The organism is Pseudomonas sp. NFACC24-1 (genome assembly GCF_900115235.1).
In the GTDB taxonomy this organism is placed as follows: Bacteria; Pseudomonadota; Gammaproteobacteria; order Pseudomonadales; family Pseudomonadaceae; genus Aquipseudomonas; species Aquipseudomonas fluorescens_AA.
In genome coordinates, this window is sequence record NZ_FOVS01000036.1 from 1 (window position 1) to 26680 (window position 26680).

At 61.7% G+C, this 26680-nt stretch carries 27 protein-coding genes and 1 pseudogene; 13 read left to right on the top strand and 15 right to left on the bottom strand.

The genetic code is table 11. The annotated features are described in order from the left end of the window. From BM317_RS31240 to BM317_RS25065, 3 genes and pseudogenes are all read right to left on the bottom strand, one after another. Nucleotides 1-118: pseudogene (locus tag BM317_RS31240) on the bottom strand (IS110 family transposase); the annotation flags it as partial. Between the two features lie 249 nt (nt 119-367). Next, a complete protein-coding gene (locus tag BM317_RS25060) occupies nt 368-862 on the bottom strand; it encodes a SprT family zinc-dependent metalloprotease (RefSeq protein ID WP_003204703.1) in 495 nt (164 codons plus the stop codon). A 148-nt stretch (nt 863-1010) separates the two neighbouring features. Next, entirely contained in the window at nt 1011-1613 is a 603-nt protein-coding gene (locus BM317_RS25065) for a Yip1 family protein (RefSeq protein ID WP_039591896.1), read from the bottom strand. A gap of 394 nt (nt 1614-2007) precedes the next feature. On the opposite strand from BM317_RS25065, the gene ttcA reads away from it, so the two are divergent. Further along, nucleotides 2008-2832, top strand: coding sequence for a tRNA 2-thiocytidine(32) synthetase TtcA (ttcA, locus tag BM317_RS25070; protein WP_003204698.1), 825 nt, complete (start codon nt 2008-2010; stop codon nt 2830-2832). An 81-nt stretch (nt 2833-2913) separates the two neighbouring features. After that, on the top strand, nt 2914-3588 hold the full coding sequence (locus BM317_RS25075) for a DNA-3-methyladenine glycosylase I (RefSeq protein WP_092476656.1): 675 nt from the start codon (nt 2914-2916) through the stop codon (nt 3586-3588). An 89-nt stretch (nt 3589-3677) separates the two neighbouring features. Here BM317_RS25075 and BM317_RS25080 read toward each other — a convergent pair whose 3' ends face one another. The 3 genes from BM317_RS25080 to arsC are packed head-to-tail and all read right to left on the bottom strand — an operon-like array spanning nt 3678 to nt 5051. Further along, nucleotides 3678-4103: a DUF2069 domain-containing protein gene (locus BM317_RS25080; protein WP_092476658.1), complete on the bottom strand. Its 426-nt coding sequence runs from the start codon at nt 4101-4103 to the stop codon at nt 3678-3680. Next, nucleotides 4096-4701, bottom strand: a complete 606-nt coding sequence (wrbA, locus tag BM317_RS25085) for an NAD(P)H:quinone oxidoreductase (RefSeq protein WP_060741054.1) — start codon at nt 4699-4701, stop codon at nt 4096-4098. The genes BM317_RS25080 and wrbA overlap by 8 nt, the downstream gene beginning before the upstream one ends. Next, entirely contained in the window at nt 4698-5051 is a 354-nt protein-coding gene (gene arsC, locus BM317_RS25090; protein ID WP_092169972.1) for an arsenate reductase (glutaredoxin), read from the bottom strand. Before arsC ends, wrbA begins: the two co-directional genes overlap by 4 nt. Nucleotides 5052-5166: 115 nt before the next feature. Here arsC and BM317_RS25095 point away from each other — a divergent pair, with 115 nt between their 5' ends. Beyond that, nucleotides 5167-5634 (top strand): TlpA disulfide reductase family protein, encoded by a 468-nt coding sequence (locus BM317_RS25095; RefSeq protein ID WP_092476660.1) that lies wholly within the window; start codon nt 5167-5169, stop codon nt 5632-5634. A 191-nt stretch (nt 5635-5825) separates the two neighbouring features. Here the strand turns inward: BM317_RS25095 and BM317_RS25100 are convergent, their stop codons facing one another. From BM317_RS25100 to BM317_RS25115, 4 genes are all read right to left on the bottom strand, one after another. Next, a complete protein-coding gene (locus BM317_RS25100; RefSeq protein WP_060741057.1) occupies nt 5826-6230 on the bottom strand; it encodes an META domain-containing protein in 405 nt (134 codons plus the stop codon). After that, complete coding sequence (locus tag BM317_RS25105) at nt 6230-6664, bottom strand: hypothetical protein (protein ID WP_092257718.1); 435 nt, start codon at nt 6662-6664, stop codon at nt 6230-6232. Before BM317_RS25105 ends, BM317_RS25100 begins: the two co-directional genes overlap by 1 nt. 112 nt (nt 6665-6776) lie before the next feature. Next, nucleotides 6777-7766, bottom strand: coding sequence for a 2-hydroxyacid dehydrogenase (locus tag BM317_RS25110; protein ID WP_092169988.1), 990 nt, complete (start codon nt 7764-7766; stop codon nt 6777-6779). 88 nt (nt 7767-7854) lie between these two features. Then, complete coding sequence (locus BM317_RS25115; protein WP_092476662.1) at nt 7855-10605, bottom strand: response regulator; 2751 nt, start codon at nt 10603-10605, stop codon at nt 7855-7857. 290 nt (nt 10606-10895) lie between these two features. Between BM317_RS25115 and cysM the strand changes: the two genes are divergently transcribed. The 5 genes from cysM (at nt 10896) to BM317_RS25140 (ending at nt 17045) form a co-directional block, all read left to right on the top strand. Continuing rightward, a complete protein-coding gene (gene cysM, locus BM317_RS25120) occupies nt 10896-11798 on the top strand; it encodes a cysteine synthase CysM (protein ID WP_060741061.1) in 903 nt (300 codons plus the stop codon). Then, nucleotides 11798-13168: a 23S rRNA (uracil(1939)-C(5))-methyltransferase RlmD gene (gene rlmD, locus BM317_RS25125; protein WP_092476664.1), complete on the top strand. Its 1371-nt coding sequence runs from the start codon at nt 11798-11800 to the stop codon at nt 13166-13168. The genes cysM and rlmD overlap by 1 nt, the downstream gene beginning before the upstream one ends. A gap of 101 nt (nt 13169-13269) precedes the next feature. Continuing rightward, on the top strand, nt 13270-15516 hold the full coding sequence (gene relA / locus BM317_RS25130) for a GTP diphosphokinase (protein WP_014339754.1): 2247 nt from the start codon (nt 13270-13272) through the stop codon (nt 15514-15516). Between the two features lie 129 nt (nt 15517-15645). Beyond that, nucleotides 15646-16479 carry a nucleoside triphosphate pyrophosphohydrolase gene (gene mazG, locus BM317_RS25135; RefSeq protein WP_092476666.1) on the top strand — a complete coding sequence of 278 codons (834 nt, stop codon included), beginning with the start codon at nt 15646-15648 and terminating at the stop codon, nt 16477-16479. A gap of 26 nt (nt 16480-16505) precedes the next feature. Further along, nucleotides 16506-17045, top strand: a complete 540-nt coding sequence (locus BM317_RS25140) for a DUF2058 domain-containing protein (protein ID WP_053124301.1) — start codon at nt 16506-16508, stop codon at nt 17043-17045. A gap of 138 nt (nt 17046-17183) precedes the next feature. Here BM317_RS25140 and BM317_RS25145 read toward each other — a convergent pair whose 3' ends face one another. From BM317_RS25145 to purM, 4 genes are all read right to left on the bottom strand, one after another. Further along, nucleotides 17184-17378 carry a hypothetical protein gene (locus tag BM317_RS25145; protein ID WP_025215049.1) on the bottom strand — a complete coding sequence of 65 codons (195 nt, stop codon included), beginning with the start codon at nt 17376-17378 and terminating at the stop codon, nt 17184-17186. 302 nt (nt 17379-17680) lie between these two features. Next, nucleotides 17681-18394 (bottom strand): DUF3108 domain-containing protein, encoded by a 714-nt coding sequence (locus BM317_RS25150; RefSeq protein WP_060741064.1) that lies wholly within the window; start codon nt 18392-18394, stop codon nt 17681-17683. Nucleotides 18395-18402: 8 nt separating this feature from the next. Beyond that, on the bottom strand, nt 18403-19053 hold the full coding sequence (purN, locus tag BM317_RS25155) for a phosphoribosylglycinamide formyltransferase (protein WP_003204660.1): 651 nt from the start codon (nt 19051-19053) through the stop codon (nt 18403-18405). Then, nucleotides 19053-20111, bottom strand: a complete 1059-nt coding sequence (purM, locus tag BM317_RS25160; protein WP_092170007.1) for a phosphoribosylformylglycinamidine cyclo-ligase — start codon at nt 20109-20111, stop codon at nt 19053-19055. The genes purN and purM overlap by 1 nt, the downstream gene beginning before the upstream one ends. A gap of 365 nt (nt 20112-20476) precedes the next feature. Here purM and BM317_RS25165 point away from each other — a divergent pair, with 365 nt between their 5' ends. From BM317_RS25165 to BM317_RS25185, 5 genes are all read left to right on the top strand, one after another. After that, nucleotides 20477-21535: a DUF2066 domain-containing protein gene (locus BM317_RS25165; protein ID WP_092476668.1), complete on the top strand. Its 1059-nt coding sequence runs from the start codon at nt 20477-20479 to the stop codon at nt 21533-21535. Nucleotides 21536-21567: 32 nt separating this feature from the next. After that, the gene (locus tag BM317_RS25170; protein ID WP_092170019.1) at nt 21568-22641 is read left to right on the top strand and encodes an AI-2E family transporter; all 1074 of its coding nucleotides are present in this window, start codon (nt 21568-21570) and stop codon (nt 22639-22641) included. A gap of 169 nt (nt 22642-22810) precedes the next feature. Next, complete coding sequence (gene hda / locus BM317_RS25175; protein ID WP_003178999.1) at nt 22811-23515, top strand: DnaA regulatory inactivator Hda; 705 nt, start codon at nt 22811-22813, stop codon at nt 23513-23515. Nucleotides 23516-23727: 212 nt separating this feature from the next. Further along, nucleotides 23728-24354 carry a C40 family peptidase gene (locus BM317_RS25180; RefSeq protein WP_060741069.1) on the top strand — a complete coding sequence of 209 codons (627 nt, stop codon included), beginning with the start codon at nt 23728-23730 and terminating at the stop codon, nt 24352-24354. Nucleotides 24355-24519: 165 nt separating this feature from the next. Further along, a complete protein-coding gene (locus BM317_RS25185; protein ID WP_092443608.1) occupies nt 24520-25056 on the top strand; it encodes a C40 family peptidase in 537 nt (178 codons plus the stop codon). A 182-nt stretch (nt 25057-25238) separates the two neighbouring features. On the opposite strand, the gene BM317_RS25190 is transcribed toward BM317_RS25185, so the two are convergent. After that, entirely contained in the window at nt 25239-26549 is a 1311-nt protein-coding gene (locus tag BM317_RS25190) for a PQQ-dependent sugar dehydrogenase (protein WP_092476670.1), read from the bottom strand. Nucleotides 26550-26680: the final 131 nt, after the last annotated feature.

Below are 26680 nucleotides of genomic sequence, written 5' to 3' on the forward strand. Positions count from 1 at the left end.
CTGCCTTGGTGTTGGGGATCGCTTCCAGTCGATCTGTTTCTGCGTGATAAATCACCAACTCATCTTTGGCGACATCAACACCCACGATCGGCTTTGCGACAGAAACCGGCATTGCCATTGAAAATCCTCCGGGCTAAGGTTTGAACACTTGAAGGGTTCACCCAGAGGCGCAGGCTTGTTCCTATCGTCGGTCTAGGCCAGATGCATTCTTTATCGGCGCTTGGGTGAAAGGAGGAGGGGTGAAATCTCCCACGGTCTGTACTGCGGCTAACAGTCAGAATCGAGCTTTGTCCCTCCTCCTCCCTTCAAGTCCTACCATACAAGCGAGCTTGCTCGCGATGAGGTCAGCCCAGACACCACAAGAGCATTACTCCACCCGCGTTTCCCCACTGAACACCAAGGTATTGCGACAGCTGCGGCACAAATATCGCCGCCCCTGGCGCACCAGGCTGTGGCGCTGGGCCGAGAACGGGAAGTCGCTGCCATCGCAAGGGCACTTGTAGATGTAGCGGGTCACACTGCGGCGTTTGATTTCGTAGGTGTGGCAACGGTTGGGCGGCAGTTCGTACACGCCGCGCATGATCAGTTGCCACTCTTCGCCATGGGGCTGGATGCGTTCGCCAAACAGTTGGTGGGCGATCAGGTGCGCGACTTCGTGGGCGACGGTCTGCTTGAGGAAGTCTTCGGCGTTTTCCCGGTACAACTGTGGATTGAAGCGCAGCAGGTTTTCATGCAGGTGCGCGACACCGGCCTTCTGGCCACGCAATTTGAAGCTGACCACCGGGCGTTTGAAAGGACGTTTGAAAAAGGATTCGGCTTGTTGGTAACACTCTTCGACGCGGGTATTGAGTTGCTCGAGCATGCTTTACGGGTCTCCAGAAGCCCGAGTATGCCGCAAGCGTCGGCCGTTGCGAATCGCCCAGGCGCCCAGTGGTCGTTTCAAACACAGGAAGGCCGCCTTGCGGCGGCCTGTGTCGGCAGATCCTGCTTTTTTATTGGAGGGCACTACGTCAATTGGTATAGACCGGGCCGACGCCCAGCCCCCAGACGATCACCGTGAACGCCATGATGGCCACCAGCACCACCAGGCCGACCGCGAGCACCGAACTGGAAAACAGAAAACCTTCGTCCTGGGGTATGTTCATGAACGTCGGCAGGCCGACGTACAGCAGGTAGACGGTGTAGCAGATTGCCGCCGTGCCGACGATCATCCCCAGCCACATGTGCGGGTAGAGCGCCGCCAGGCCGCCGATGAACAGAGGTGTCGCGGTGTAGGTGGCGAACGCGACGCAACGGGCCAGGCTCGGATTGGCATCGTAGGTGCGGGCCATCCAATGGATGAAGGCACCCATTACCGCCACGCCGCCCAACATGGCCAGGTACGACATGATGGTCATCCACAGCGCGCTTTCCTGCGTGAGCATGACCGGTGGACGATTGCCGATGACCCATCCCACTTGCGTGGTGCCGATAAATGCCGAAACCGCGGGAATAGCCGCCAGGATCAGCGTGTGGGTGAGGTACATGTGGCTGATGCTTTCCTCCTGATCGCCACGGATTTCTTTCCATTCTTGATCAGGGTGGGTAAAGAGCCCCACGACATGATGGATCATAGTCAGTCACTCCTTTGTTATTGCCATCGCCCCCCAACGGAGCGCCTACGGGCCAAACGGCCAAGTAAGTAAAGGTCTGGATATGTGTGCGACCTTATGTCGCAGTATAGAAAGGAGTTACCCCGAGGGGGATGGAGGGCTTAGAGCAAATCGCGCTGTAGGAGGGTGTATTAATCGCCGATGAGTCTGTGGCGAGGGGATTTATCCCCGTTGTGGCGCGAAGCGCCCCCCCATCCATTGACTCCCCAGTAGGTCAGCCCTGATGAGGGGGCTGCTGCGCAGCCCAGCGGGGATAAATCCCCTCGCCACAATAGCGTTCGTCATGAGCCTTCGCCGAAAATGGGTTTTTTGCGTAAAATGCCGGCCTTTCGTCACACCTCACGGATTTCGCGTCATGGGCACTCTTACGGTCAACCAGAACAAACTGCAAAAGCGCCTGCGCCGCCAGGCCGGTGAGGCGGTCGCCGATTTCAACATGATCGAGGACGGCGACAAGGTCATGGTCTGCCTGTCCGGCGGCAAGGACAGCTATACCTTGCTCGATGTGCTGATGCATTTGCAGAAGGTTGCGCCGATCAAGTTCGACATCGTCGCGGTGAACATGGACCAGAAGCAGCCCGGGTTCCCCGAGCATGTGCTGCCGGCCTATCTTGAGTCGCTGGGCGTGGAATATCACATCGTCGAAAAAGACACCTATTCGGTGGTCAAGGAACTGATTCCCGAAGGCAAGACCACCTGTTCGCTGTGCTCGCGCCTGCGGCGCGGCACGCTCTACACCTTCGCCGACGAGATCGGTGCGACCAAGATGGCCCTGGGGCACCACCGCGACGACATCGTCGAGACCTTCTTCCTGAACATGTTCTACAACGGTTCACTCAAGGCCATGCCGCCCAAGCTGCGGGCCGATGACGGGCGCAACGTGGTGATCCGCCCGCTGGCCTATTGCAGCGAGAAAGACATCCAGGCCTATTCGGATTTCAAGCAGTTCCCGATCATCCCCTGCAACCTGTGCGGCTCCCAGGAAAACCTGCAACGCCAGGTGGTCAAGGAGATGCTCCAGGAATGGGAACGCAAGACCCCGGGCCGTACCGAGAGCATTTTCCGTGGCCTGCAGAATGTCATTCCGTCGCAACTGGCGGACCGCAACCTGTTCGATTTCACCAACCTGCGCATCGACGAAAACGCCACACCGCGGTTCGTCAATGTGGTGAACCTCTGACGGCGCCAACCGCTCTATTCACGGCGCCAGTGGCTATAAGGGCCACTGGCGCCGTTTTCATTTACAACCCCAGGAGAGGGCATGCGCGATTACAAGTGGCTGCACGAGTATTGTCTGAACCGCTTCGGTTCGGCGGCTGAACTGGAAGCCCACCTGCCGGTTCCCAAGACCCCGGCGCAACTGCGCAAGATCAGCGACGACCGCTACCTCTCGACCATGGCGCTGCGGGTCTTCCGCGCCGGGCTCAAGCACAGCCTGGTGGATGCCAAGTGGCCGGCATTTGAGGAAGTGTTTTTCAAGTTCGACCCGGAAAAAGTCGTGCTGATGGGCGCAGAGCATCTGGAGCGACTGATGCAGGACACGCGGATCATCCGCCACCTGGGCAAGCTCAAGAGCGTGCCACGCAACGCGCAAATGATCTTGGACGTAGCCCATGAAAAGGGTAGCTTCGGCGCGCTGATCGCCGACTGGCCGGTGACCGACATTGTCGGCCTGTGGACCTACCTGAAAAAACACGGCCATCAACTGGGCGGTCACTCAGCGCCGCGCTACCTGCGGATGATGGGCAAGGACACCTTCACATCCAGTTATGACGTAGTGGCAGCGCTCAATGCCCAGGACATCATCGACAAAGTCCCCACCAGCCAGCGGGACCTGGCGACGGTGCAGGGGGCCTTCAACCAGTGGCATGAAGAAAGTGGTGGGCGACCGATGTCGCAGATATCGATGATGCTGGCTTTTACCGTGAATCATTGAGACCGCGTTGCCGCCATCGCGAGCAAGCTCGCTCCCATAGGGTGCCATCGAGCCCTTGTGGGAGCGAGCTTGCTCGCGATAGCGGTTTATCAGGCGACGGAGATATCTCCCTCACCAGCCAACCGCCGGTTCAACTGGAACCGCCAGCGCACATACAGCAGGGCCGAGCAGAACACCGCCACGCTCGCCGCCATTTCCAGCACGCCGAACCATTGCCGGTTCGGGTCATAGGCCGCCAGTGCACCTTTGATGAAATACAGGTTCACCACGAAGCACATCCATGAGTGTCCACGGGCGCTGCCGCTGAGCATGCCGGGCGCGAGTATCAGCAGCGGCACCAGTTCGATCAGCAGAATCACCCAGGGCCGCGCGCCGTGCAGGTCGGCGATCAGCAGGTAGTAGGCGCTGAGCAACCCCACCAGGCCGAAAAAGCACAGCAGGCTGAGGACGCGGGCCAGGCATACGCGCGGTTCGAGCCATTGGATGGAAGGCAGGATCTTCGGCTTCTTAGCCACGGCCGTTCTCCAGCAGCAGGGCGGTTTTTGCAAGGCGCGAACCCAAGGCGCGGCACAGGGCGACTTCATGTTCGTTCAAGCCGCTTTTACCGTCGGCCCCGGCATGATGGCTCGGACCGTAGGGCGTACCGCCGCCCTGAGTGTCGATCAGGGCCGATTCGCTGTAGGGCAGGCCGGTGATCAGCATGCCGTGGTGCAACAGCGGCAGCATCATCGACAGCAGGGTGGTTTCCTGGCCGCCGTGCAGGCTCGCGGTGGAGGTAAACACCCCGGCCGGTTTGCCCACCAGGGCGCCGGTCAGCCACAGGTTGCTGGTGCCGTCGAGAAAGTACTTGAGCGGCGCAGCCATGTTGCCGAACCGCGTCGGGCTGCCCAAGGCCAGGCCGGCGCAGTGTTTCAGGTCATCGAGGCTGGCGTAGAGCGGGCCTTGCTCGGGGATGTCCGGGGAAACCGCTTCGCACTCGGCGGAAATCGCCGGCACTGTACGCAGCCTGGCTTCCAGCCCGGCCTGTTCGACACCCCGGGCGATCTGCCGGGCCATTTCGTTGGTGGAGCCGCTGCGGCTGTAATACAGCACCAGGATGTACGGCGTGGTCACGGCAGGATCTCCAGAATCTTCTCCGGCGGCCGGCCGACCACGGCCTTTTCACCGGCTTCCAGAATCGGCCGTTCCATGAGTTTCGGGTGGGCGGCGATGGCCGCGATCAACTGGGCCTGGCTCAGGCTTTCGTCGGCCAGGTTCAGGTCTTTGTATTCATCCTCGCCGGTGCGCAGCAATTGCCGGGCGGTGATGCCGAGCTTGCCCAGCAGGCGTTCCAGTTGCGCGGCGTCGAGCGGTGTTTCCAGGTAGCGGACCACGGTGGGCGTCAGGCCGCGGGCCTCCAGCAGTTCCAGCGCACCGCGGGATTTCGAGCAGCGCGGGTTGTGATAAAGCGTCAGATCGGTCATGAGCGGGTCGCATCTTGCGTAAGGTGGCGGCTATTCTACTGTGCCGCGAAGTCCCTAGCACCTTAGAGAGGCGACGGGTCGCAGCAGCGTTCACATTTCAGACAAGGATTGGTACATGACAAGGCGATTGATGGCGGCACTGACATTCATGGGCATCCTGTTGCTCGCCGGTTGCGGAAACGACTACGGAGTGGACCAGAACGGCCAGGCCATCGACTCGCAGCGGCTGGACAAACAATGGCTGGTGCTCAACTACTGGGCGGAATGGTGTGCGCCGTGCCGCACCGAAATTCCGGAATTCAATGCCTTGGCCGAACAGCTCAAGGGGCGCAACGTCGGTGTGTTCGGGGTCAACTTCGACCAGGTGCAGGGCGAAGAGCTCAAGAGTGCCAGCGACAAGATGGGGATTCGCTTCACGGTGCTGGCCCGGGATCCGGCCGAGATCTTCGACCTGCCTCGCAGTGAAGGCTTGCCGGTGACTTACATCATCGATAACCGGGGCAAGGTGCGCGAACAGATGCTGGGGGAGCAGACGGCGGCGGGGGTAATGGCCAAGCTTGAGGCGTTGCAGGCGTTCAAATAACCCCCTGTTTTGACAGGTGGGATCCCTTGTGGCGAGGGGATTTATCCCCGTTGGGCTGCGCAGCAGCCCCCTGCGTCCCGTCTGACAAACTGCAGCGGCAAATAGATCTGGGGCCGCTTCGCAGCCCAGCGGGGATAAATCCCCTCGCCACAGGGGATTCATGCCGGATTCAGGATCTTCTCCTGGAGGCCTCAGCCCTCTTCCAGCCACCACCGCAGCGGCTTGCCCTGGGCCGGCCAGAAGCGCATCTGCTCGATGGGCGAGATGTCCCAGCGTTCGACCTTTTCCAGGGCCTGCAAGAAGCGCGTCTCCTGCTCCATCAGCGCCGGGGCGCAGAGCTTGCGGGTGCTGCCGATCTTGCCGAAGCTCAAGCGATGGCCTTCCAGGGTGTAGGGCGCGAACCAGTGGTTGCAACCGCCGTTGCCGTAGGCCCGGCCATCATCTCCAAGGGTGATGGTCAGGTGGCTGTAGTCCATCAATGGCCGTTCGCCGATCCATTCCAGGATATAGCTGCGGTTGTGTTGCAACTGCACAGGTTCCGCGGCACACCCCATCAGGCTCATGCCGATCGACGCGGACAGGGCCAAACGTTTCATCAGGCGGCTTCCTGGCATGTCGGGCACAGGTGTTTTTCACCCACGGTGGTCCAGCCCAGTTCGGCGATCCGTGCGCTGGCGGCCGGTTTCTCGGCCTTGACGCCGAGTTTGGCATCGACGGCGAACTCGAAGCTCAGTGCCTTGGCGCAACCGTCGCAGTTGACCTGCCAGGTATGGATCGCCAGTTCGCCGAACACCGGGCCGGTGGTCATGGCCGTCCACTGGCCCATGGGTTTGAGCAGGTGCCGCACGGTGTCCACGGTCAGGCGCATGGACAAATCCTTGCTGCCCTTGAGCGTGACGAGCAGTACATCGTTGGCCTGGATCGAACCGCCATTGCCGGTGACCTGGTAGCGGCCCGGCGCCAGGGCGCGGACTTCGGTCAGGGTGTGCTGCGGGTTCATCAGGGTGTAGCGGAAATCGTGTTCGGCCATGGGTCCTCCAAATAGGCGCGACATGCTAGCACGGGGCATGGCTTGGGATGGTCAACCACGAATCTTGCCGACGAAACTCCCTTCTGTGGGAGCGGGCTGTTTGCGAGAAGGTTTAGCGGTCCACCAGGTTTTTCGGTGTGCCGGCCGCCCAGGCCGCTATGTTGTCCAGGGTGGTCATGGCAATCGCCGCCAAGGCTTCATGGGTGAGGAAGGCCTGATGGGCAGTGATCACCACGTTGGGGAAGGTCAGCAGGCGTGCCAGCACATCGTCTTGCAAGGGCTGGTCGGAGCGGTCCTTGAAGAACAGTTCGGCCTCTTCTTCATAGACATCCAACCCCAAATAGCCCAGTTGACCGCTCTTCAGTGCCTCGATCAAGGCTGGTGTATCCACCAGGCCACCGCGTCCGGTGTTGATCAACATGGCGCCGCGTTGCATCGACGCCAGGGACCGGGCGTTGATCAGGTGGCGGCTCTGCTCGTTCAGCGGGCAGTGCAGGCTGATGACCTGCGCTTGCGCCAGCAATTCATCCAGAGGCAGGTAGCGCGCGCCCAAGGCTTGCACCTGAGGATTGGGGTATGGGTCGTAAGCCAGTAACTGACAGCCGAAACCGGCCATGATCCGCGCGAACGTCGCGCCGATCTGCCCGGTGCCGATCACCCCGACGGTCTTGCCCACCAGGTCGAACCCGGTCAACCCATGGAGGCTGAAATTGCCGTCCCGGGTGCGGTTATAGGCGCGGTGCAGGCAGCGATTGAGGGCCATGATCAACGCCACGGCATGTTCGGCCACGGCATGGGGTGAGTACGCGGGCACCCGGACGATGCTCAAGCCCAGGCGCTTGGCGGCGGGCAGGTCGACGTGGTTGTAGCCGGCCGAGCGCAAGGCGATCAGCCGGGTGCCGCCGTTGGCCAACCGTTCCAATACCGGGGCGCTCAGGTCATCATTGATGAACGCACAGACCACTTCATGCCGTTCGGCCAGGGCCACGGTGTCCAGGTTCAGGCGGGCGGGCTGGAACTGCAGCTCGAGACCGGCGGGCGCCGGGGCTTTGATGAAACTGTCACGGTCGTAGGTCTGGCTGCTGAAAAGAATCGCGCGCATGGCGGCCTCCTGGCAAAAAAATAAACCTGTAGGTCGAGGTCGGAGCGTGGATTTTCAGCGATTCCGATTTCCAGGGTATTGCCCTGGATCAGGCGCTGATACGCGCCTCGCTGGCCAGGCGATTGATCGCACGCTCCAGATCTTCCAGGGCCGCAGCGGCTTTCGGGTCCTGTTGCTTGAGCAGGGTTTCGCTGCGCTGGCAGGCCGCCCGCAACTGCGGCACGCCGCAGTAGCGGGTGGCGCCGTGCAGGCGGTGGACCCGTTCGATCAGGGCGTTGTGATCGTTGGCCTCGCTGGCCTGGCGGATCGCTTCGCGGTCGGCTTCCAGGGACGCGAGCAGCATCGCCAGCATGTCCGCTGCCAGATCGGCCTTGCCGGCGGCCAGGCGCAAGCCTTCTTCATGATCGAGCACCAGCAGTTCGCTGCCTCCCTGGGCATCGCTGCTGCGCTCCGGCGACTGGTTGCGCAGGGCCAGGCCGGTCCATTTGAGCACCACCTGGGCCAGTTGCCGTTCGCTGATGGGCTTGGTCAGGTAGTCGTCCATGCCGCTTTGCAGCAGAGCGCGTTTTTCGTTGGCCATGGCGTGGGCGGTGAGGGCGACGATGGGCAGCGGCGTGCAGTGCCGCTCGCTTTCCCACTGGCGGATCGCCTCGGTGCTCTGGCGACCGTCCATGCCGGGCATCTGCACGTCCATCAATACCAGGTCGAAGGTTTCCTTCTGCACCGCCTTGACCGCTGCGTAGCCGCTTTCCAACGCCAGCACCTTGGCGCCCATGTCTTCGAGCAGGGTCTGCACCAGCAGCAGGTTGGCCGGGTTGTCGTCCACGCACAGCACTTTCGGGGCACGGCTGGAAACCGGCTCACTGGGTTCGCTGCGGGGTGGGCGCGGGTTGACCAGGTCGGACAGCGAGCGGCGCAACTTGCGGGTGCAGGCCGGCTTGGCCTGCAACTGACTGTGGGGGTTGGGCACCGAGAGGTGGTACAGGGTCTGTTCGGTGGTGGGGCACAGCACGAGCACTTTGCAGCCCAAGTGCTCGAGGTCCCAGATGTGCTGGTTGAGGCGCTCCGGCGGCATGTCGTTGCTGGTGATGCCCAGCACGGCCAGATCGATCGCCTGGTCGGTCTGGTGGGCGACGGTGATGCCGTTGGTCAGGCTCTCCAGGGTGTTGAACGGCGTCACTTGCAGGCCGCAGTCTTCGAGCTGGTGCTGCAAGGCCTGGCGGGCCAGTTCGTGGTTCTCCAGCACCGCTACGCGCCGGCCCAGCAACGGCGGGCCCGGCAGGTCTTCGGCATCGTCACGGGTCTTGGGCAGGCGCAGGCTGATCCAGAACTCCGAACCTTCGCCCGGTGTGCTGTCGACGCCGATCTCGCCACCCATCTGCTCCACCAGGCGCTTGGAGATCACCAGGCCCAAGCCGGTACCACCCGGTTGCCGGGACAGCGAGTTGTCGGCCTGGCTGAACGCCTGGAACAGTGCCCGCACGTCCTGGTTGGACAGGCCGATACCGGTGTCCTGGATGCTGATGCGCAACTGCACGCTGTCTTCGTGCTCGTCTTCGAGCATGGCCCGGGCGACGATAGTGCCCTCGCGGGTGAACTTGATGGCGTTGCTCACCAGGTTGGTGAGGATCTGCTTGAGGCGCAGCGGATCGCCCACCAGCGACAGCGGTGTGTCCCGGTAGACCAGGCTCACCAGTTCCAACTGCTTGGCGTGGGCGGCCGGGGCGAGGATGGTCAGGGTGTCTTGCAGCAGGTCCCGCAGGTTGAACGGAATGCTGTCGAGCACCAGTTTGCCGGCCTCGATCTTCGAAAAGTCGAGGATCTCGTTGATGATCCCCAGCAGGCTGTCGGCGGATTTCTCGATGGTGCCCAGGTAATCGAGCTGGCGCGGGGTCAGCTCGCTTTTTTGCAACAGGTGGGTAAAACCGAGAATGCCGTTGAGCGGTGTGCGGATTTCATGGCTCATGTTCGCCAGGAACTCGGACTTGATCCGGCTCGCTTCCAGGGCTTCCTTGCGGGCCAGGTCCAACTCGATGTTCTGAATCTCGATGGTTTCCAGGTTCTGGCGCACGTCTTCGGTGGCCTGGTCGATGCTGTGCTGCAATTCTTCCTGGGCGTTCTGCAAGGTACTGGCCATGCGATTGATGCCCGAGGCCAGTTCATCCAGCTCCTGGCTGCCCAGCGGTGGCAGGCGGGTTTCCAGGTGACCGTCCTTGAGTTGGGCCACGGCTTGCTTGATCTGGCTCAGCGGGCGGTTGATCGTGCGGCCCATGCGCAGGGCCAGCAGCGCGGTCAGGCACAGGCCCGCGGCGATCAGCAGCAGGCTGGCGAACAGGCTGCGATAGCCGCGCAGCAACATGCCGCTGTGGGACAACTCCAGCTCGACCCAGCCCAGCAGGCGGTCGGCTTCTTCGGGAATCAGTTCGCCCGCCAGGTTGCGGTGCTTGCCGAATACCGGCAGCAAGTAGCGCGTGGCGTCGTTGCCGGTGCGTTGCAGCAGTTGTGCACTGTTGCCTTCCGGGGCCCGGTTGAGCATGGTCGGGCCGGCGTGGGCCAACGGCGCGCGGTCGGGGGCGAGGAACGTCACGGCGCGCACGTCCGCTTGCTCCAGGGACTGGGTGGCGATGCGCTCCAGCAGATCGGTGTCCTGGCGGCTCATGGCCGGGGCGACCAGCGGGGCCAGTTGCTCGGCGATCATCTCGCCACGTTGCAGCAACTGGGCGTGCAGGTCCGATTGCTGCATCCAGGTGAAATAGCCGCCCAGGACCAGCGCCATCAGGCTGGTCGGCAACAGGGTCAGCAACAGCACGCGGCCTTTGATTCCCAGTTTCTTGAGCACACTTGTCTCCTGCATCCAGCGGTCTGATTGAGCTGTGCGCGCATCCGGCACGCACCACCTGCGCAGTGTAGCGATTTGCAGGCGGGCGATCTTCGTAAAAATCATGTCGCTGTTCTGATATTTTCGCCCGCTCAAGCTTTGGGGCCGCTGCGCAGCCCAGCGAGAGCTAGCTCCCTCGCCACGGGCCGTGCTTATTCCCATAAGCCATAACCACCACACTTTGCGTGATATGGCCGCGCCAGGTTTGCCGGTATGATAGGCGCCCCCGCAGTCCGGATTGCGAATACGCCATGACTTTGCAGTACCCCACCATCGCCGATTGCGTCGGCAACACCCCGCTGGTCCGCTTGCAGCGCTTGCCCGGCGAGACCACTAATACGCTTTTGCTCAAGCTCGAAGGGAATAACCCGGCGGGTTCGGTCAAGGATCGGCCGGCGCTGTCGATGATCACCCGTGGCGAGTTGCGCGGGCAGATCCAGCCTGGCGATACGCTGATCGAGGCGACTTCCGGCAACACCGGTATCGCCTTGGCGATGGCGGCGGCGATCAAGGGCTACAAGATGATCCTGATCATGCCCGACAACTCCAGTGCCGAGCGCAAGGCGGCGATGACGGCCTATGGCGCCGAGTTGATCCTGGTGACCCAGGAACAGGGCATGGAAGGTGCCCGGGACCTGGCCGAGCGCATGCAGGCCGAGGGGCGTGGCAAGGTGTTGGATCAGTTCGCCAACGGCGACAATCCCGAGGCCCACTACACCACCACCGGCCCTGAGATCTGGCGCCAGACCGACGGTACCATCACCCATTTCGTCAGCTCGATGGGCACCACCGGTACCATCATGGGTACCTCGCGTTACCTGAAAGAACAGAACCCGAACGTGCAGATCATCGGCCTGCAACCGATGGAAGGCTCGGCCATCCCCGGCATCCGTCGCTGGCCCGAAGAGTACCTGCCGAAGATCTATCAGGCCGACCGCGTGGACCGGATCATCGACATGGCCCAGAGCGAAGCCGAGGACGTGACCCGTCGCCTGGCGCGTGAGGAAGGCATCTTCTGCGGCGTGTCTTCGGGCGGTGCCGTGGCGGGGATGCTGCGCCTGTCCAAGGAAGTGGAAAATGCGGTGATCGTGGCGATCATCTGTGACCGTGGCGACCGTTACCTGTCGACCGGCATTTTCGACGCGCCCAACTGATGGCCAAGCAAGAAAGAGGCTTGCGCTTCCAGCCCAGCGGCGGAAGCCGGGCCCCGCAAGTGCCCACCGGTAAAAAGCAGCGCCTGACCATCGAACGCCTGGCCAATGATGGCCGGGGCATTGCCTTTGTCGACGGGCGTACCTGGTTTGTCATCGGTGCCCTGGCCGGCGAAGAGGTCGAGGCACGGGTGCTCGGTGCCCACGGCAAAGTGGTCGAAGCACGTACCGAGCGGGTGTTCCTGTCCAGTGAGCTGCGTCGCGCAACGCCGTGCATCCATGCCGGTCGTTGCGGCGGTTGCAGCGTCCAACATTTGCCCCATGACGAACAGCTCGCCCTGAAACAGCGCATGCTCGCCGAGCAGCTGTCGCGGGTGGCCGGGGTCGAGCCGGATGAATGGGCCGCGCCGTTGAGTGGGCCGGAGTTTGGTTATCGCCGTCGTGCCCGCGTGGCGGTGCGCTGGGATCAGAAGGCGAAAAAACTCGAAGTGGGGTTCCGTGCCGTCGGCAGCCAGGACATCGTCGCCATTGGCGATTGTCCGGTGCTGGTACAGCCCTTGCAGTCGATCATGAGTCGCCTGCCGGAGATGCTTCGACGCCTGGGCAAACCCCAGGCGCTGGGGCATGTGGAATTGTTCGCCGGCTCGTCCCTTGCGGTATTGCTGCGCCACATGGCGCCGCTGTCGGAGGCCGACCTGATCATCCTCAAGGATTTCTGCGCGTTTCATGAAGCCCAGTTGTGGTTGCACGGTGAAGGTGAGCCGCAACCGGTCGAACCCGGACAGGCCCTGGGCTTTCGCCTGGATGCCTGGGACCTTGAGCTGGCGTACCGGCCCGGGGATTTCATCCAGGTGAACGCCGGGGTCAACGACGCGATGATCGCTCAGGCCCTGCAATGGCTGGCGCCGCGTTCCGAGGAGCGGGTGCTGGACCTGTTCTGCGGCCTGGGCAATTTTGCCTTGCCGCTGGCCAAAAGCGTGCGTCAAGTGGTGGCCGTGGAAGGTGTGCAAGCCATGGTGGACCGTGCGGCGGCCAATGCCGTCAGCAACAATTTGAATAACACTGCCTTTTTTCAGGCCGATTTATCCCAGCCTCTGGCGGATGCCGAATGGATCGGCGAAGGCTTTTCTGCGGTACTCTTGGACCCACCCCGTGACGGTGCTTTCGAGGTGGTGCGCAAGCTGTCGTCCCTGGGGGCCAAACGGTTGGTTTATGTTTCGTGCAACCCGGCAACTTTGGCCCGGGATACGGTCGAACTGATCAAGCAGGGCTACCGGTTAAAACGTGCCGGGATTCTCGATATGTTTCCTCAAACGGCGCATGTCGAGGCCATGGCGTTATTTGAAGCGAGCCAGGATGGCTTGTCCGACTGACCCGTTCGTGCCAACCCGCCACAGCCCTGGGCGGAAACACGGGCAGCGAAGGTCAGCGAAGTTGACGCATTGAATCTGCGTCGTAGGGAAGGTAAGTAAAGATGGTACAGGTGAGAGCACACCAGCCGATCAACACCGACGGCAGTATCAATCTCGAGGCTTGGCTCGATCATGCGGTCAGCGTCGACATGGCACTGGATCGCGAAGCCTTGAAGGCCGCCTGCGAGTTCGCTCGCGAGGCGGAGCAGCAACACAACGCGGCGAAGAACCTGTGGTCCGAAGGCACCTCGAGTTTCCAGACGGGCCTGGAGATCGCCGAAATTCTCGCTGACCTCAAGCTCGACCAGGACTCCCTGGTGGCGGCGGTGCTTTACCGCGGCGTGCGCGAAGGGCAGATCCAGCTACCGGTGGTCAGCCAGCGCTTCGGCACCGTGGTGGCCAAGCTGATCGACGGTGTGCTGCGCATGGCCGCTATCAGTGCCAGCCTCAGCCCGCGCCAGTCCATGGTGCTGGGCACCCAGGGCCAGGTGGAAAACCTGCGCAAGATGCTGGTGGCGATGGTCGACGACGTGCGCGTCGCGCTGATCAAGCTGGCCGAGCGCACCTGCGCGATCCGCGCCGTGAAGTCCGCCGATGACGAAAAGCGCAATCGCGTCGCCCGGGAGGTGTTCGACATCTATGCCCCCCTGGCCCATCGTCTCGGCATCGGTCATATCAAGTGGGAGCTGGAGGACCTGTCCTTCCGCTACCTGGAGCCCGACCAATACAAGCAGATCGCCAAGCTGTTGCATGAGCGGCGCCTGGATCGCGAGCGCTTCATCACCGATGTGATGACCCAGTTGCGCGAAGAGTTGCAGGCCACCGGCGTGGAAGCCGACATCAGTGGCCGGGCCAAGCACATCTACTCGATCTGGCGAAAAATGCAGCGCAAGGGCCTGGAATTCAGCCAGATCTACGACGTTCGCGCCGTTCGTGTACTGGTCCCGGAAATGCGCGACTGCTACACCGCGCTGGGGATCGTCCACACCTTGTGGCGGCACATTCCGAAGGAGTTCGACGACTACATCGCCAACCCCAAGGAAAACGGCTATCGCTCGTTGCACACCGCGGTGATCGGCCCCGAAGGCAAGGTACTGGAAGTGCAGATCCGCACCCATGCCATGCACGAGGAGGCCGAGCTGGGGGTCTGTGCCCACTGGAAATACAAGGGCACCGACGTCAAGTCCGGGTCCAACCACTACGAAGAGAAAATCTCCTGGCTGCGCCAGGTGCTCGAGTGGCATGAGGAACTGGGTGACATCGGCGGCCTGGCCGAACAGCTGCGCGTCGACATCGAACCGGACCGGGTCTATATCTTCACCCCCGACGGCCACGCGATCGATCTGCCCAAGGGCGCGACACCGCTGGACTTCGCCTACCGGGTCCACACCGAGATCGGCCACAACTGCCGTGGCGCCAAGATCAACGGGCGGATCGTGCCGCTCAACTACAGCCTGCAGACCGGTGAGCAGGTCGAGATCATCACCAGCAAGCACGGTACGCCGAGCCGCGACTGGCTGAACCCGAACCTGGGCTACATCACCACATCCCGGGCGCGGGCGAAAATCGTCCACTGGTTCAAGCTGCAGGCCCGCGACCAGAACGTCGCCGCCGGCAAGACCCTGCTCGAGCGTGAGCTCGGTCGTCTGGGCTTGCCGCAGGTGGACTTCGACAAACTGGCTGAAAAAGCCAACATGAAAACCGCCGAGGACATGTTTGCCGCCCTCGGTGCCGGCGATCTGCGCCTGGCGCAGTTGGTCAACCTGGCCCAGCAACTGGTGGAGCCGGAGCGTGGCAACGAGCAACTGGAACTGATCCCGCGCAAGGCCACCGGCTACAAACCGGGCAAGCGCGGCGATATCCAGATCCAGGGCGTGGGCAACCTGATGACCCAGATGGCCGGCTGCTGCCAGCCATTGCCGGGGGATGCGATCGTCGGCTACATCACCCAGGGCCGCGGCGTGAGCATTCACCGTCAGGACTGTGCCTCGGTGCTGCAACTGGCCGGTCGCGAGCCGGAGCGGATCATCCAGGTCAGTTGGGGCCCGGTGCCGGTGCTCACCTACCCGGTGGACATCGTCATCCGCGCCTACGACCGATCCGGTCTGCTGCGTGATGTGTCCCAGGTGTTGCTGAACGAGCGGATCAACGTGCTGGCGGTCAATACCCGTTCGAACAAGGAAGACAACACCGCGCTGATGTCCCTGACCATCGAGATTCCGGGGCTGGATGCACTGGGGCGGTTGCTGGGGCGGATTTCCCAGTTGCCGAACATCATCGAGACCCGGCGTAACCGGACGCCAGGTTAAGCGCAGTCCAAAAATGTGGGAGCGAGCTTGCTCGCGATAGCGGTCTATCAGTGACAGAGATGTTGACTGGTGTTCCGCCATCGCGAGCAAGCTCGCTCCCACAGGGCTTTTTTGTGATGGGATGGATTGATGTATAGCCTCGAAGACCTGCTCCACCTGATGAGCCGCCTGCGGGACCCGCAGTACGGCTGTCCGTGGGACATCAAGCAAACCTACGCCACCATCGTTCCTCATACGCTTGAAGAAGCCTACGAGGTGGCCGATGCCATCGAGCGCGGCGATTTCGATCACCTGCAGGGCGAGTTGGGCGACCTGTTGTTCCAGGTGGTGTATTACAGCCAGTTGGCCCGGGAAGAAAATCGCTTCGAATTTGCCGGCGTGGTCGACAGCATCACCCGCAAGCTGATCCGTCGTCATCCCCATGTGTTTCCTACCGGTGACCTGTATGCGCCCGTGGATATCCCGCGCTTGAGCGAAGAGCAGGTCAAGCAGCGCTGGGAAGAAATCAAGGCTGAGGAACGGGCCGAGAAAGCCTCGGCGCCCGAGCAGTTGTCGCTGCTTGACGATGTACCGGGGGCGCTGCCGGCGTTGTCCCGTTCGGCGAAATTGCAAAAACGTGCGGGGCGGGTCGGTTTCGACTGGCCAGGTCCTTTGCCGGTGCTCGACAAAGTCCGCGAGGAACTGGACGAAGTGCTCGAAGCCATGGCCGACAACGATCCGGTGGCCATCAGCGATGAGATCGGCGATCTGCTGTTCAGCGTGGTGAACCTGGCCCGTCACCTCAAGGTCGACCCGGAAACCGCGCTGCGCGATGCCAACGGGAAGTTCGAGCGGCGGTTCCGATTTATCGAACAGGCATTGCGCGACACCCACCGTCCCATGGAAGATTGCACCCTCGAAGAGTTGGACGCCTTGTGGGGCGAAGCCAAACGTCAGGAAAAGAATTTGCCCAGCTGTGGCTGAGGCTGTTGCCTAAGTGAGTAAGCACCATGAGCCTTTCCCTTCGCGACCAGTTGCTCAAAGCAGGGCTGGTCAACCAAAAGCAGGCCAAGCAGGTCGGCAAAGAGAAACAGAAGCAACAGCGCCTGGCCCACAAAGGCCAGATCGAACTGGATGATTCCCAGCAGCGCGCCGCCCAGGAAGCCATGGCCGAAAAGGTCAAGCGCGACCAGGAACTCAACCGGCAGCAGCAGGAAAAGGTCGAGCAGAAGGCCCGGGCCGCACAGATCAAGCAATTGATCGAAGTCTCGCGCCTGCCGAAGCTGACCACTGAGGATTATTACAACTTCGTCGACGACAAGAAGGTCAAGCGCATCTCGGTCAATACGCTGATGCGCAACAAGTTGAGCAGTGGCTCCCTGGCGATCGTCCACCATGCCGGCGGCTACGAAGTGATCCCGCGCGAGGCAGCCCTGAAGATCCAGGAACGCGACCCCAAGCGCATCGTCCAGCTCAACACCCAGACCGAAGAAGTGGATGCCGATGATCCGTACGCGGCGTATCAGATTCCTGATGATTTGATGTGGTAAGCCGGACGCAATGTCATTGAGTTGAAGCACAGAAACTGTGGGAGCGAGCTTGCTCGCGATGGCGTCATATCAGTCAATATCTCTGTCACTGATATACCGCTATCGCGAGCAAGCTCGCTCCCACAGGTTTTTTATAGTTCAGGATTCTGCCATTTCACGCGAGCGCAGTCGTTCCTCACGCTCCAGCTCAGCCTTGTAGCTATGGGCGTCCGTTTCGGAGTGGAACATGCCCACCAGCAGATCCTGTTGGTGCACATCCCAAATTCGGATACCGGCGGCAATGCCTTCGTGGGACATATGGGCGTCGTCGCGTTCAGTTACTTTCACAGTCATCTTGCAAGCTCCAATCTCTGTTATCTGCAGCAAGGCGTGTGCAGGACTTTGTTATAGATTTGGATAGCGTGCTAAGTAAATGCCCCGGTTCGTTAAGAAGTTTTCATGGAAAGCGCAACAATCCTGCAGGCCAGGTGGTGCGCGGCATTCGGTCGCAGGTGTTGTTCATGAAGAAGTTTTCATGTCGCAGTGGTAATCCTCCATGAGCACAAACCCTGTGGGAGCGAGGGAATGTAGGCATTCATGAAGGTTTGGGCAAAAAGAAGCCCCGCAGGTGCGGGGCTTCTTGATATCAGTGTGGGTCAGCTGCCTTTCACAGCCTTGCCGTTGACCGTGCCGTCCTGGAGCATGATGTTGTACTCCTTGCCGTCGGTCTCGACCTGTTGCAGGCGCACCAGCAGGTAATCCCAGTCCTTGGCGAACCAGAGCACGGTGATGCGCTTGCTTTGTGTCGGGTCGCGCACGCGCTCGACCTTGATCGCATCGATCTGTCCGGCCTTGGTGTCGACCTTCTCCGAGCCCAGGACACGGAAGTCATAGGTATCGACTTCGCCATCATCGACGACCTGATAGCTCATGCTTTTCTTGCCCGCCGCCACGTCATGCTGCAGGGCCAACTGGTAAGTGGATTTATCGACCATGCCACGGTTGAGCGGCAGCTTGACCGCGTCACCGCGATCGGTGCCGGTGACCATCTTGGTGTTCCAGTCGAAGTCCAGGTCGGCCTTCTTGGCCTTGCCCAGGCCACCCCGTTCGAAGTGGTAGGACTGTGGCAGCAGGGTGTCCTTGTCCAGGGTCAGGGTGCTTTCTTCGGTCAGGCTGGCGATCATCATTGAAGCCTTGAAGCTCAGCTTCCAGGTGCCGTTGGCCTCCTTGGTCAGGTTGCGCTCGGCGGTGCCGCTCATGGGCAACTGTTTCCAGTCGGCGGTGTAGCTGGCGGAGAACGGTTGAAGTTCTGCGGCCTGTGCCAGGGGCAAGGCAAGCAGAGCGCAAGCGAAGAGCAGGGCGCGACGCATAAAATCTCCTAGTATCGAATCAAATGGCCGCTGGCGGCGAGCAACTGGCCGTCCAGTGAGGCACCGCGATCGTCGAGGGTCAGCCTTCCTTCGGCAAACCAACGTACGGCCATCGGGTAGATCTGGTGCTCGCGGGCGTGAACCCGCTGCGCCAGACTTTGCGGCGTGTCGTGCAACTCTACCGGTATTACTGCCTGTACGACCAGTGGTCCGCCATCGAGTTCCTCGGTGACAAAGTGCACGGAGCAGCCGTGCTCCGTGTCTCCGGCCTCCAGCGCGCGCTGGTGAGTATGTAACCCTTTGTATTTGGGCAGCAGCGAGGGATGGATATTGAACAGGCGGCCCTGGTAGTGACGCACGAAGCCCGCGCTGAGGATGCGCATGAAGCCAGCGAGCACGACCAGTTGCGGATTGAAGGTGTCGATCTGTTCGATCAGTGCGGCGTCGAAGGCTTCGCGGCCCTCGAACGCCTTGTGATCCAGGACACGGGTGTCGATACCTGCGTCCTTGGCACGTTGCAGGCCGTAGGCATCGGCGCGGTTGGAAATCACCGCACGGATACGGACCGGGCTGTCGCCGGTCCGCGTGCTGTCGATCAAGGCCTGCAAGTTACTGCCGGTGCCGGACAGCAGCACCACCACGTCACAGGTTGCGGACATCAGTGTGCCTTAAGGTTTTTCAGCTCGACCTGTGCGGCGCCTTCGGCCGCGGTGGCGATCTGGCCGATGACCCAAGGCTGTTCGCCGGCTTCACGCAGGACGTTCAGGGCGGTCTCGACGTGCTCCTGGGCCACGCAGATGACCATGCCCACACCGCAGTTCAGCACGCGGTGCATTTCGGTTTCATCGACGTTGCCTTTCTCTTGCAGCCAGTCGAACACCGCTGGACGGGTCCAGCTCGCCACGTCGACCACGGCCTGGGCGCCTTTTGGCAGCACGCGCGGGATGTTGTCCAGCAGACCGCCGCCGGTGATGTGGGCCATGGCCTTGACGGCACCGGTGTCCTTGATCAGCTTGAGCAGCGGCTTGACGTAGATGCGGGTCGGGGCCATCAGCAGGTCGGCCAGTGGCTTGCCGTCGAGCTGGGTGTTTTCAATGTCGGCACCCGAGACTTCGATGATCTTGCGGATCAGCGAGTAGCCGTTGGAGTGCGGGCCGGAGGACGGCAGGGCGAGCAGGGCATCGCCGGCAGCGACTTTCGAGCCGTCGATGATCTCGGCTTTCTCCACGACGCCGACGCAGAAGCCGGCCAGGTCGTAGTCTTCGCCTTCGTACATGCCGGGCATTTCAGCGGTTTCGCCGCCGACCAGGGAGCAGCCGGCCAATTCACAGCCGGCGCCGATGCCGGTCACGACCTGGGCGGCGGTGTCGACGTTCAGTTTGCCGGTGGCGTAGTAGTCGAGGAAGAACAGCGGCTCGGCACCGCAGACCACCAGGTCGTTCACGCACATGGCCACCAGGTCGATGCCGATGCTGTCGTGCTTGTTCAGGTTCAGGGCCAGGCGCAGCTTGGTGCCGACGCCGTCGGTGCCCGAGACCAGGACCGGTTGCTTGTAGCCGGCCGGGATCTCGCAGAGGGCGCCGAAACCGCCCAGGCCGCCCATGACTTCCGGGCGCGCAGTGCGCTTGGCGACGCTCTTGATGCGTTCGACCAATGCTTCACCGGCGTCGATGTCTACACCGGCGTCCTTGTAGCTCAGGGAGGGTTGCTTGCTCATGGTCCAGGCCTTTAGGGGGGATTTCTGGGTAACGACCGACCGCCAGGGCCATTGAATAACCGTTGTACGAATTATTCCGGGGGCCCGGCCGTTGCCGGTCTGCGAAGGCGCGCGATTTTATCAGGCTTGAGGGGCAGCGGCCATCCTCGCGCCGACGGGCAGGGACATATCCGCGGAAAAAAACCGATATTTCTTATATTGGTACTGCGCAACGCCTCTGTATAAGGTGTAGCGGTAACCGGTTATGGTGATGACCGTGCGAAACTTCCACCGGGCGTGTGAATGTTTTGCCGGGTGCTGTGGTCTCAGCCATGCTCAATCTTCTTCACACGGCCTGTTCCAGCCGTTATGTCCGGGAATCTTCCATGCGTTTGTTCAAATTCTTGTCCGTGGGCTGCTTGTCGCTGATCAGCCTGGCGAGCCATGCCGAAACCGTCAGCGGCCTCTATCAAGTGCTCGAACCGGTCACCAACCAGACGCCGGAGGAGCGCAACCAGGCGACGTTGCGCGCCCTGGACACGCTGGTGCTGCGCCTGACCGGCGATACCAAGGCGGCCCAGAATCCCGGGTTGGCGGCCATTCGCCAGGACCCGCAACAGATCATTCTTCAATATGGCTACGACGCCGGCCCGCCGGAAAGCCTCAAGGTGGATTTCGACCCGGCGAGCACCGACCGGGCGTTGCGCTCGGCAGGCTTGTCGCTCTGGAGCGCGAACCGGCCATCGATCCTGGGCTGGTGGCTGAACGACTCGGCCGAGGGCTCCAGCCTGGTGGGCGATGGCCAAGCCAGCGCCACGCCGTTGCGGCGTGCCGCGCAGCACCGGGGCCTGGCTTTGCACCTGCCGCTGGCGGATCTGAGCGAGCAGATTGTCGCCACTGCGCCGAACCTGGAAGGCAGCGACCCGGCGCCTCTGCGCGATGCGTCGGAGCGCTACGCGGCGGACGCTTTGCTGGCGGTCCATGCGAAGGAAGAAGGCGGTCAGTGGCACGGTACCTGGCGCCTGTGGCTGGGGGACCAGCGTGAGCAGGGCACTGCCCAGGGTGCCGATCCTGCGGCCCTGGCCGATGCGGTCATGCTCGCGGTGAGCCAGCGCCTGGCGCCGCGTTTCGTCGCCAAGCCGGGGGTGGCCACAGAACAACTGCTGGAAGTGCAGGGCATGAACCTGGAGCGCTACGCGGCGCTGGGGCGTTTGCTCGAACCATTCGCTGGGCAGTTGCAGCGGGTCGAAGGGGACCGGATCGTCTATCGGGTCAACGGCAGCGCCGAACAATTGAAGGCGCAGTTGGCCCTGGCAAGACTGCAGGAGGTTCCAGCCGGTGAGGCCATCGCGCCGGTACCGGTCGCACCGCCCGCCGCTGATGGCTCGGCCCCGGTTGCAGCACCTGCGCCAGCACCGGCCGCCAATTTGCGGTTCCGCTGGTAGGTTGTCTTTCTTTATATAGCTAGGAGTGGTTCATGGGCGATACGCGGCGTTGGTTCTGGTTGGGTGGGGTTGCCCTGCTGTTCGCCCTTATCTATTTGCTGCATCCGATCCTCACACCGTTCCTGGTTGCGCTGCTGTTGGCCTATCTGTTCGATCCGGTGGTGGATCGCCTGGAAAAACTCGGCCTGTCGCGGACCTGGGGTGTGGTGGCGGTGTTTGCGCTGTTCACACTGATTGTGAGCGCCCTGTTACTGGTGCTGATACCGATGCTCGCCAAGCAACTGGTGCGCCTGTACGAATTGGCGCCGCAGATGCTCGATTGGTTGCAGCACAGCGCGATGCCGTGGGTGCAGTCGAAATTGGGTTTGGCCGACGGTTTCTGGAAGTTCGACAAGGTCAAGGCCGCCATCAGCGAGCACATGGGCCAGACGACCGACATCGTTGGCGTGGTGTTGAGCCAGGCGACGGCCTCGGGCCTGGCGTTGATCGGTTGGCTGGCGAACCTGGTGCTGATCCCGGTGGTGGCTTTCTATCTGCTGCGGGACTGGGACCTGATGATGGCCAAGATCCGCAGCCTGCTGCCGCGTCATCGCGAAGAACGCATCATGACCCTGACCGGCGAATGCCATGAAGTCTTGGGGGCGTTCGTGCGCGGGCAGTTGCTGGTGATGGTGGCCCTGGGTTTCATCTACGCGGCCGGCTTGATGCTGGTGGGGCTGGAGCTGGGGCTGTTGATCGGCTTGATCGCCGGGCTGGCGGCCATCGTGCCGTACATGGGCTTTGTGATTGGTATCGGTGCGGCGTTGATCGCTGGGTTGTTCCAGTTCGGCGGCGACTTGTACCCGATGGTCGGCATCGTAGCGGTGTTCATGGTCGGGCAGGCCCTGGAGGGCATGGTGCTGACGCCGCTGTTGGTGGGCGACCGCATTGGCCTGCATCCCGTGGCGGTGATCTTTGCGATCCTGGCCGGTGGCGAGTTGTTCGGATTCACCGGGATCTTGCTGGCACTGCCGGTGGCGGCGGTGATCATGGTGCTGGTGCGGCATATGCACGATCTGTACAAGGATTCGGACATTTATAGCGGCGCTGAAGACCCCGATCTGTAGGGCGAATGACCGGCGGGGTGTCAGGGAAACTGACGCTTCGCGCCCTTGCCGCTGCAAACCTTTGATTTTGCTCGTGGTCCGGCGCATTGTGCGGTCCGTGTCACGGGTATAAACTTTGCGAACTTTACACAGAGGCCACTAACGGTTCCTTTGGAACTGTTCAGTCAGCATGAAACCGATTCAGCTGCCCCTAGGTGTGCGTCTGCGTGATGACGCCACCTTTATCAACTACTACCCAGGCGCCAATGCCGCTGCACTCGGCTATGTCGAGCGGCTTTGCGAAGCCGACGCCGGCTGGACCGAAAGCCTGATCTACCTGTGGGGCAAGGACGGGGTAGGGCGCACGCACCTGTTGCAGGCGGCGTGCCTGCGGTTCGAGCAATTGGGCGAGCCGGCCGTGTATCTGCCGCTGGCTGAATTGCTGGATCGCGGCGTTGAAATCCTCGATAACCTTGAACAGTACGAACTGGTCTGCCTGGACGACCTCCAGGCCGTGGCCGGCAAGGCTGACTGGGAAGAAGCGCTGTTTCACCTGTTCAATCGGTTGCGCGACAGCGGTCGGCGCTTGTTGATCGCCGCCTCGACGTCGCCTCGGGAGCTGCCGGTGAAACTGGCGGATCTCAAATCCCGTCTCACCTTGGCGCTGATTTTCCAGATGCGCCCGTTATCCGACGAAGACAAACTCCGTGCCTTGCAGCTGCGCGCTTCCCGACGTGGCCTGCACCTGACCGACGAAGTCGGGCATTTCATCCTCACCCGTGGCACCCGCAGCATGAGCGCATTGTTCGAGCTGCTCGAGCGCCTCGACCAAGCCTCGCTCCAGGCCCAGCGCAAGCTGACTATTCCTTTTTTGAAAGAAACTTTGGGCTGGTAGAACCGTTGTGCGTAGTGGCTCATGGCCTGTTCTGGACACGGCGAAACCCGCGGTCCTGCTGGGTTGCAGGCTGCGTGACGTTCAAAATGGGCTTAAGCGCTTAGATGTAAACGTAAAACCGAGAAGTCACATTTGCATCGATTGAATTTGCAAATGAGGTTGATAGAAGGCATAGTCTCGCCATCTTTACTACTTCAGCCACGGTCGTGCCCATGCTAAATCGCTTCGCACCCCTCGTGCCTCTCGCACTCGTTACCCTGTTGTTCGGTTGCGCTGCCCACTCTCCAGTGTCCCAGCAAGCGCCACAACCACAGGTCCGGAATTCCGTTACCGCCCAGTCTTCCTCCGTTGCGTTCCAGGAAGAAATGGCCTCCGACAAAGAACTCGCAGCCTTCGCCGGCAGCAAGCCTTACCAGCTTCCAGTATTGGCTGACAGCATCCTGGAACGTGGCATGTCGCTGATCGGTACCCGCTACCGTTTTGGCGGTACTTCTGAAGCCGGCTTCGATTGCAGCGGTTTCATCGGTTATCTGTTCCGCGAAGAGGCTGGCATGAACCTGCCGCGCTCCACGCGAGAAATGATCAACGTGAACGCCCCATTGGTAGCGCGCAACCAGCTGGAGCCCGGTGACCTGCTGTTCTTCAGCACCAACGGTCGTCGCGGTCGTGTCAGTCATGCAGGTATCTACCTGGGCGACAACCAGTTCATCCATTCCAGCAGCCGCCGCAGCGGTGGCGTGCGGATCGACAGCCTGGGCGACAGCTACTGGAGCAAGACCTTCATCGAAGCCAAGCGCGCCCTCGCCATGGCACCGACTGTGGTCACTGCTCGCAAGTAAGCACACAGTTTGTAAGGCAAACTTAAAGTCTTACTTGAAGTTTGCCCCATAGCCGCTAGAATCCTTGATCATTGATTGATGGCAATCCGCCTGCGTACTACGCAGGCGGATTTGTTTTCATGCCCACGGCAGAAAAGCCGCATCCAGATCAGGATTGTTCTGCATATGTCGACGTCGGCCCGCCTCGCGCTCATCTTCCTCGCCGCACTGCTCAGTGCGTGCGCCAGCCGTACCCCGCCGCCAGCACCTGTGGTACGGGCCCCGGTGGTCTTTGCTCCCTCGCAATCCTTTTCCCCGGCCGCCGAAGACGTTCTGTTCCGGGCCCTGGGCCTGGTGGGGACGCCGTACCGCTGGGGCGGCAACACGCCGGATTCGGGCTTCGATTGCAGTGGCTTGATCGGTTATGTGTATCGCGACGCCGCCGGTATTTCCCTGCCGCGCTCCACGCGCGAGATGATCGGCATGCGCGCGCCGGATGTCGGCAAGAATGCCTTGCAGACTGGCGATTTGATTTTCTTCGCCACCAACGGCGGCTCTCAGGTCAGCCATGCCGGGATCTATGTCGGCGAGGGGCGCTTCGTCCACGCGCCGGCCACGGGCGGTACGGTCAAGCTCGACAGCCTGTCCAAGGCTTATTGGCAAAAGGCTTACCTGGGTGCCAAGCGTGTGTTGCAGTCGGAGCACTTGGCGCGTAATCCCTGATGCGAAGGTTCAGGCCAGCGCAAATCTGTGGCGAGGGGATTTATCCCCGCTGGGCTGCGCAGCAGCCCCCTAAAATAGTGGCTTGGATGTGATCGGCCTGAAAATTCGGGATTTCAGGCTTTAGGGCTGCTTTGCAGCCCAGCGGGGATAAATCCCCTCGCCACAAGAGAGTGCGATCAGCACTATTTGGCAGACACCCGCCAGATCTTGTTCCCCACATCATCAGCCACCAACAACCCACCCTGTTTATCGATCACCACACCCACTGGCCGGCCCTGGGCTTTTTCGTCGGCATTCAGGAAGCCGGTCAGCACATCCACCGGTTGCCCTACGGGTTTACCGCCGTTGAACGGTACGAAAATCACTTTATAGCCACTGTGGGGCTTTCGGTTCCAGGAACCGTGCTGACCGACAAAAGCCCCTTCGGTAAACGGTGGGGGCAAGGTGCTGCCTTCGGCGAAGGTCAGGCCCAGTGAGGCAGTATGGGGGCCAACGGCGTAGTCCGGGGCGATGGCCTTGGCCACCAGGGCTGGGTTCTGTGGTTCGACCCGGACATCGACGTGTTGCCCGTAGTAGCTGTAGGGCCAGCCATAGAACGCGCCGTCCTTGACCGAGGTGATGTAGTCCGGCACCAGGTCGCTACCGATCTCATCCCGTTCGTTCACGGCCGTCCACAGGGCTCCGCTGCGGGGCTCCCAAGCCAGGCCGTTGGGGTTGCGCAGGCCTGAGGCGAAGATCCGGTGATTGCCGCTGGCACGGTCCACTTCCCAGATGGCAGCGCGACCCTCTTCGGCCTCCATGCCATTTTCTGCGACGTTGCTGTTCGAACCGGTGGTGACGTACAGCTTGCTGCCGTCACGGCTGGCAATCACGTTCTTGGTCCAGTGATGGTTGAGGGTGCCGCCCGGCAGGTCGACGACCTTGGTCGGCTGCGCCTTGATCTGTGTGTCACCGTCCTTGTAGGGGAAGCGGATCAGTCGGTCGGTGTCGGCCACGTACAGGTCATTGCCCACCAGGGTCATGCCGAACGGTGAATTGAGGTTTTCCAGGAATACCGTACGGGTTTCGGCGATGCCATCGTGATTGGCGTCGCGTAATAGCGTGATGCGGTTGGGGCTGGGCACCCCGGCGCCAGCGCGGCCCATGACCTTTTTCATCACCCAGCCACGGATGCCCTTGCTGTCGTCTGGCTTGGGCGGGGCATTGGTTTCGGCCACCAGCACATCGCCATTGGGCAGCACGTAAAGCCAGCGCGGATGGTCCAGTCCTTCGGCGAACGCACCCACTTGCAGGCCCTGGGCCGGGGTCGGCTTGGCGCCTTGTGGCCAGCCGACGGCTTCGGCGATGTTGACGGTGGGGACCAGCGTTTTGTTCGGTTCAGGCAGTTTCGGCGCGGGGCCGGTGCCATCGGAAACCTGCAGGGTGGACGACTCGCCACAGGCGGCAAGTCCGGCGGCGAGGGCGACGATCAGAAGGTGTGGTGGCTTGAGCATGCTGGCTTCCCTATGAATGCATGAGGTTCTTCATAGAGAAGCGTAGACGCGTGATGGTTCAACTGCGGGTAGGCCAGTCTGCCAGGCCAAACCTTGTGGGAGCGGGCTTGCTCGCGAATGCGGTGTACCAA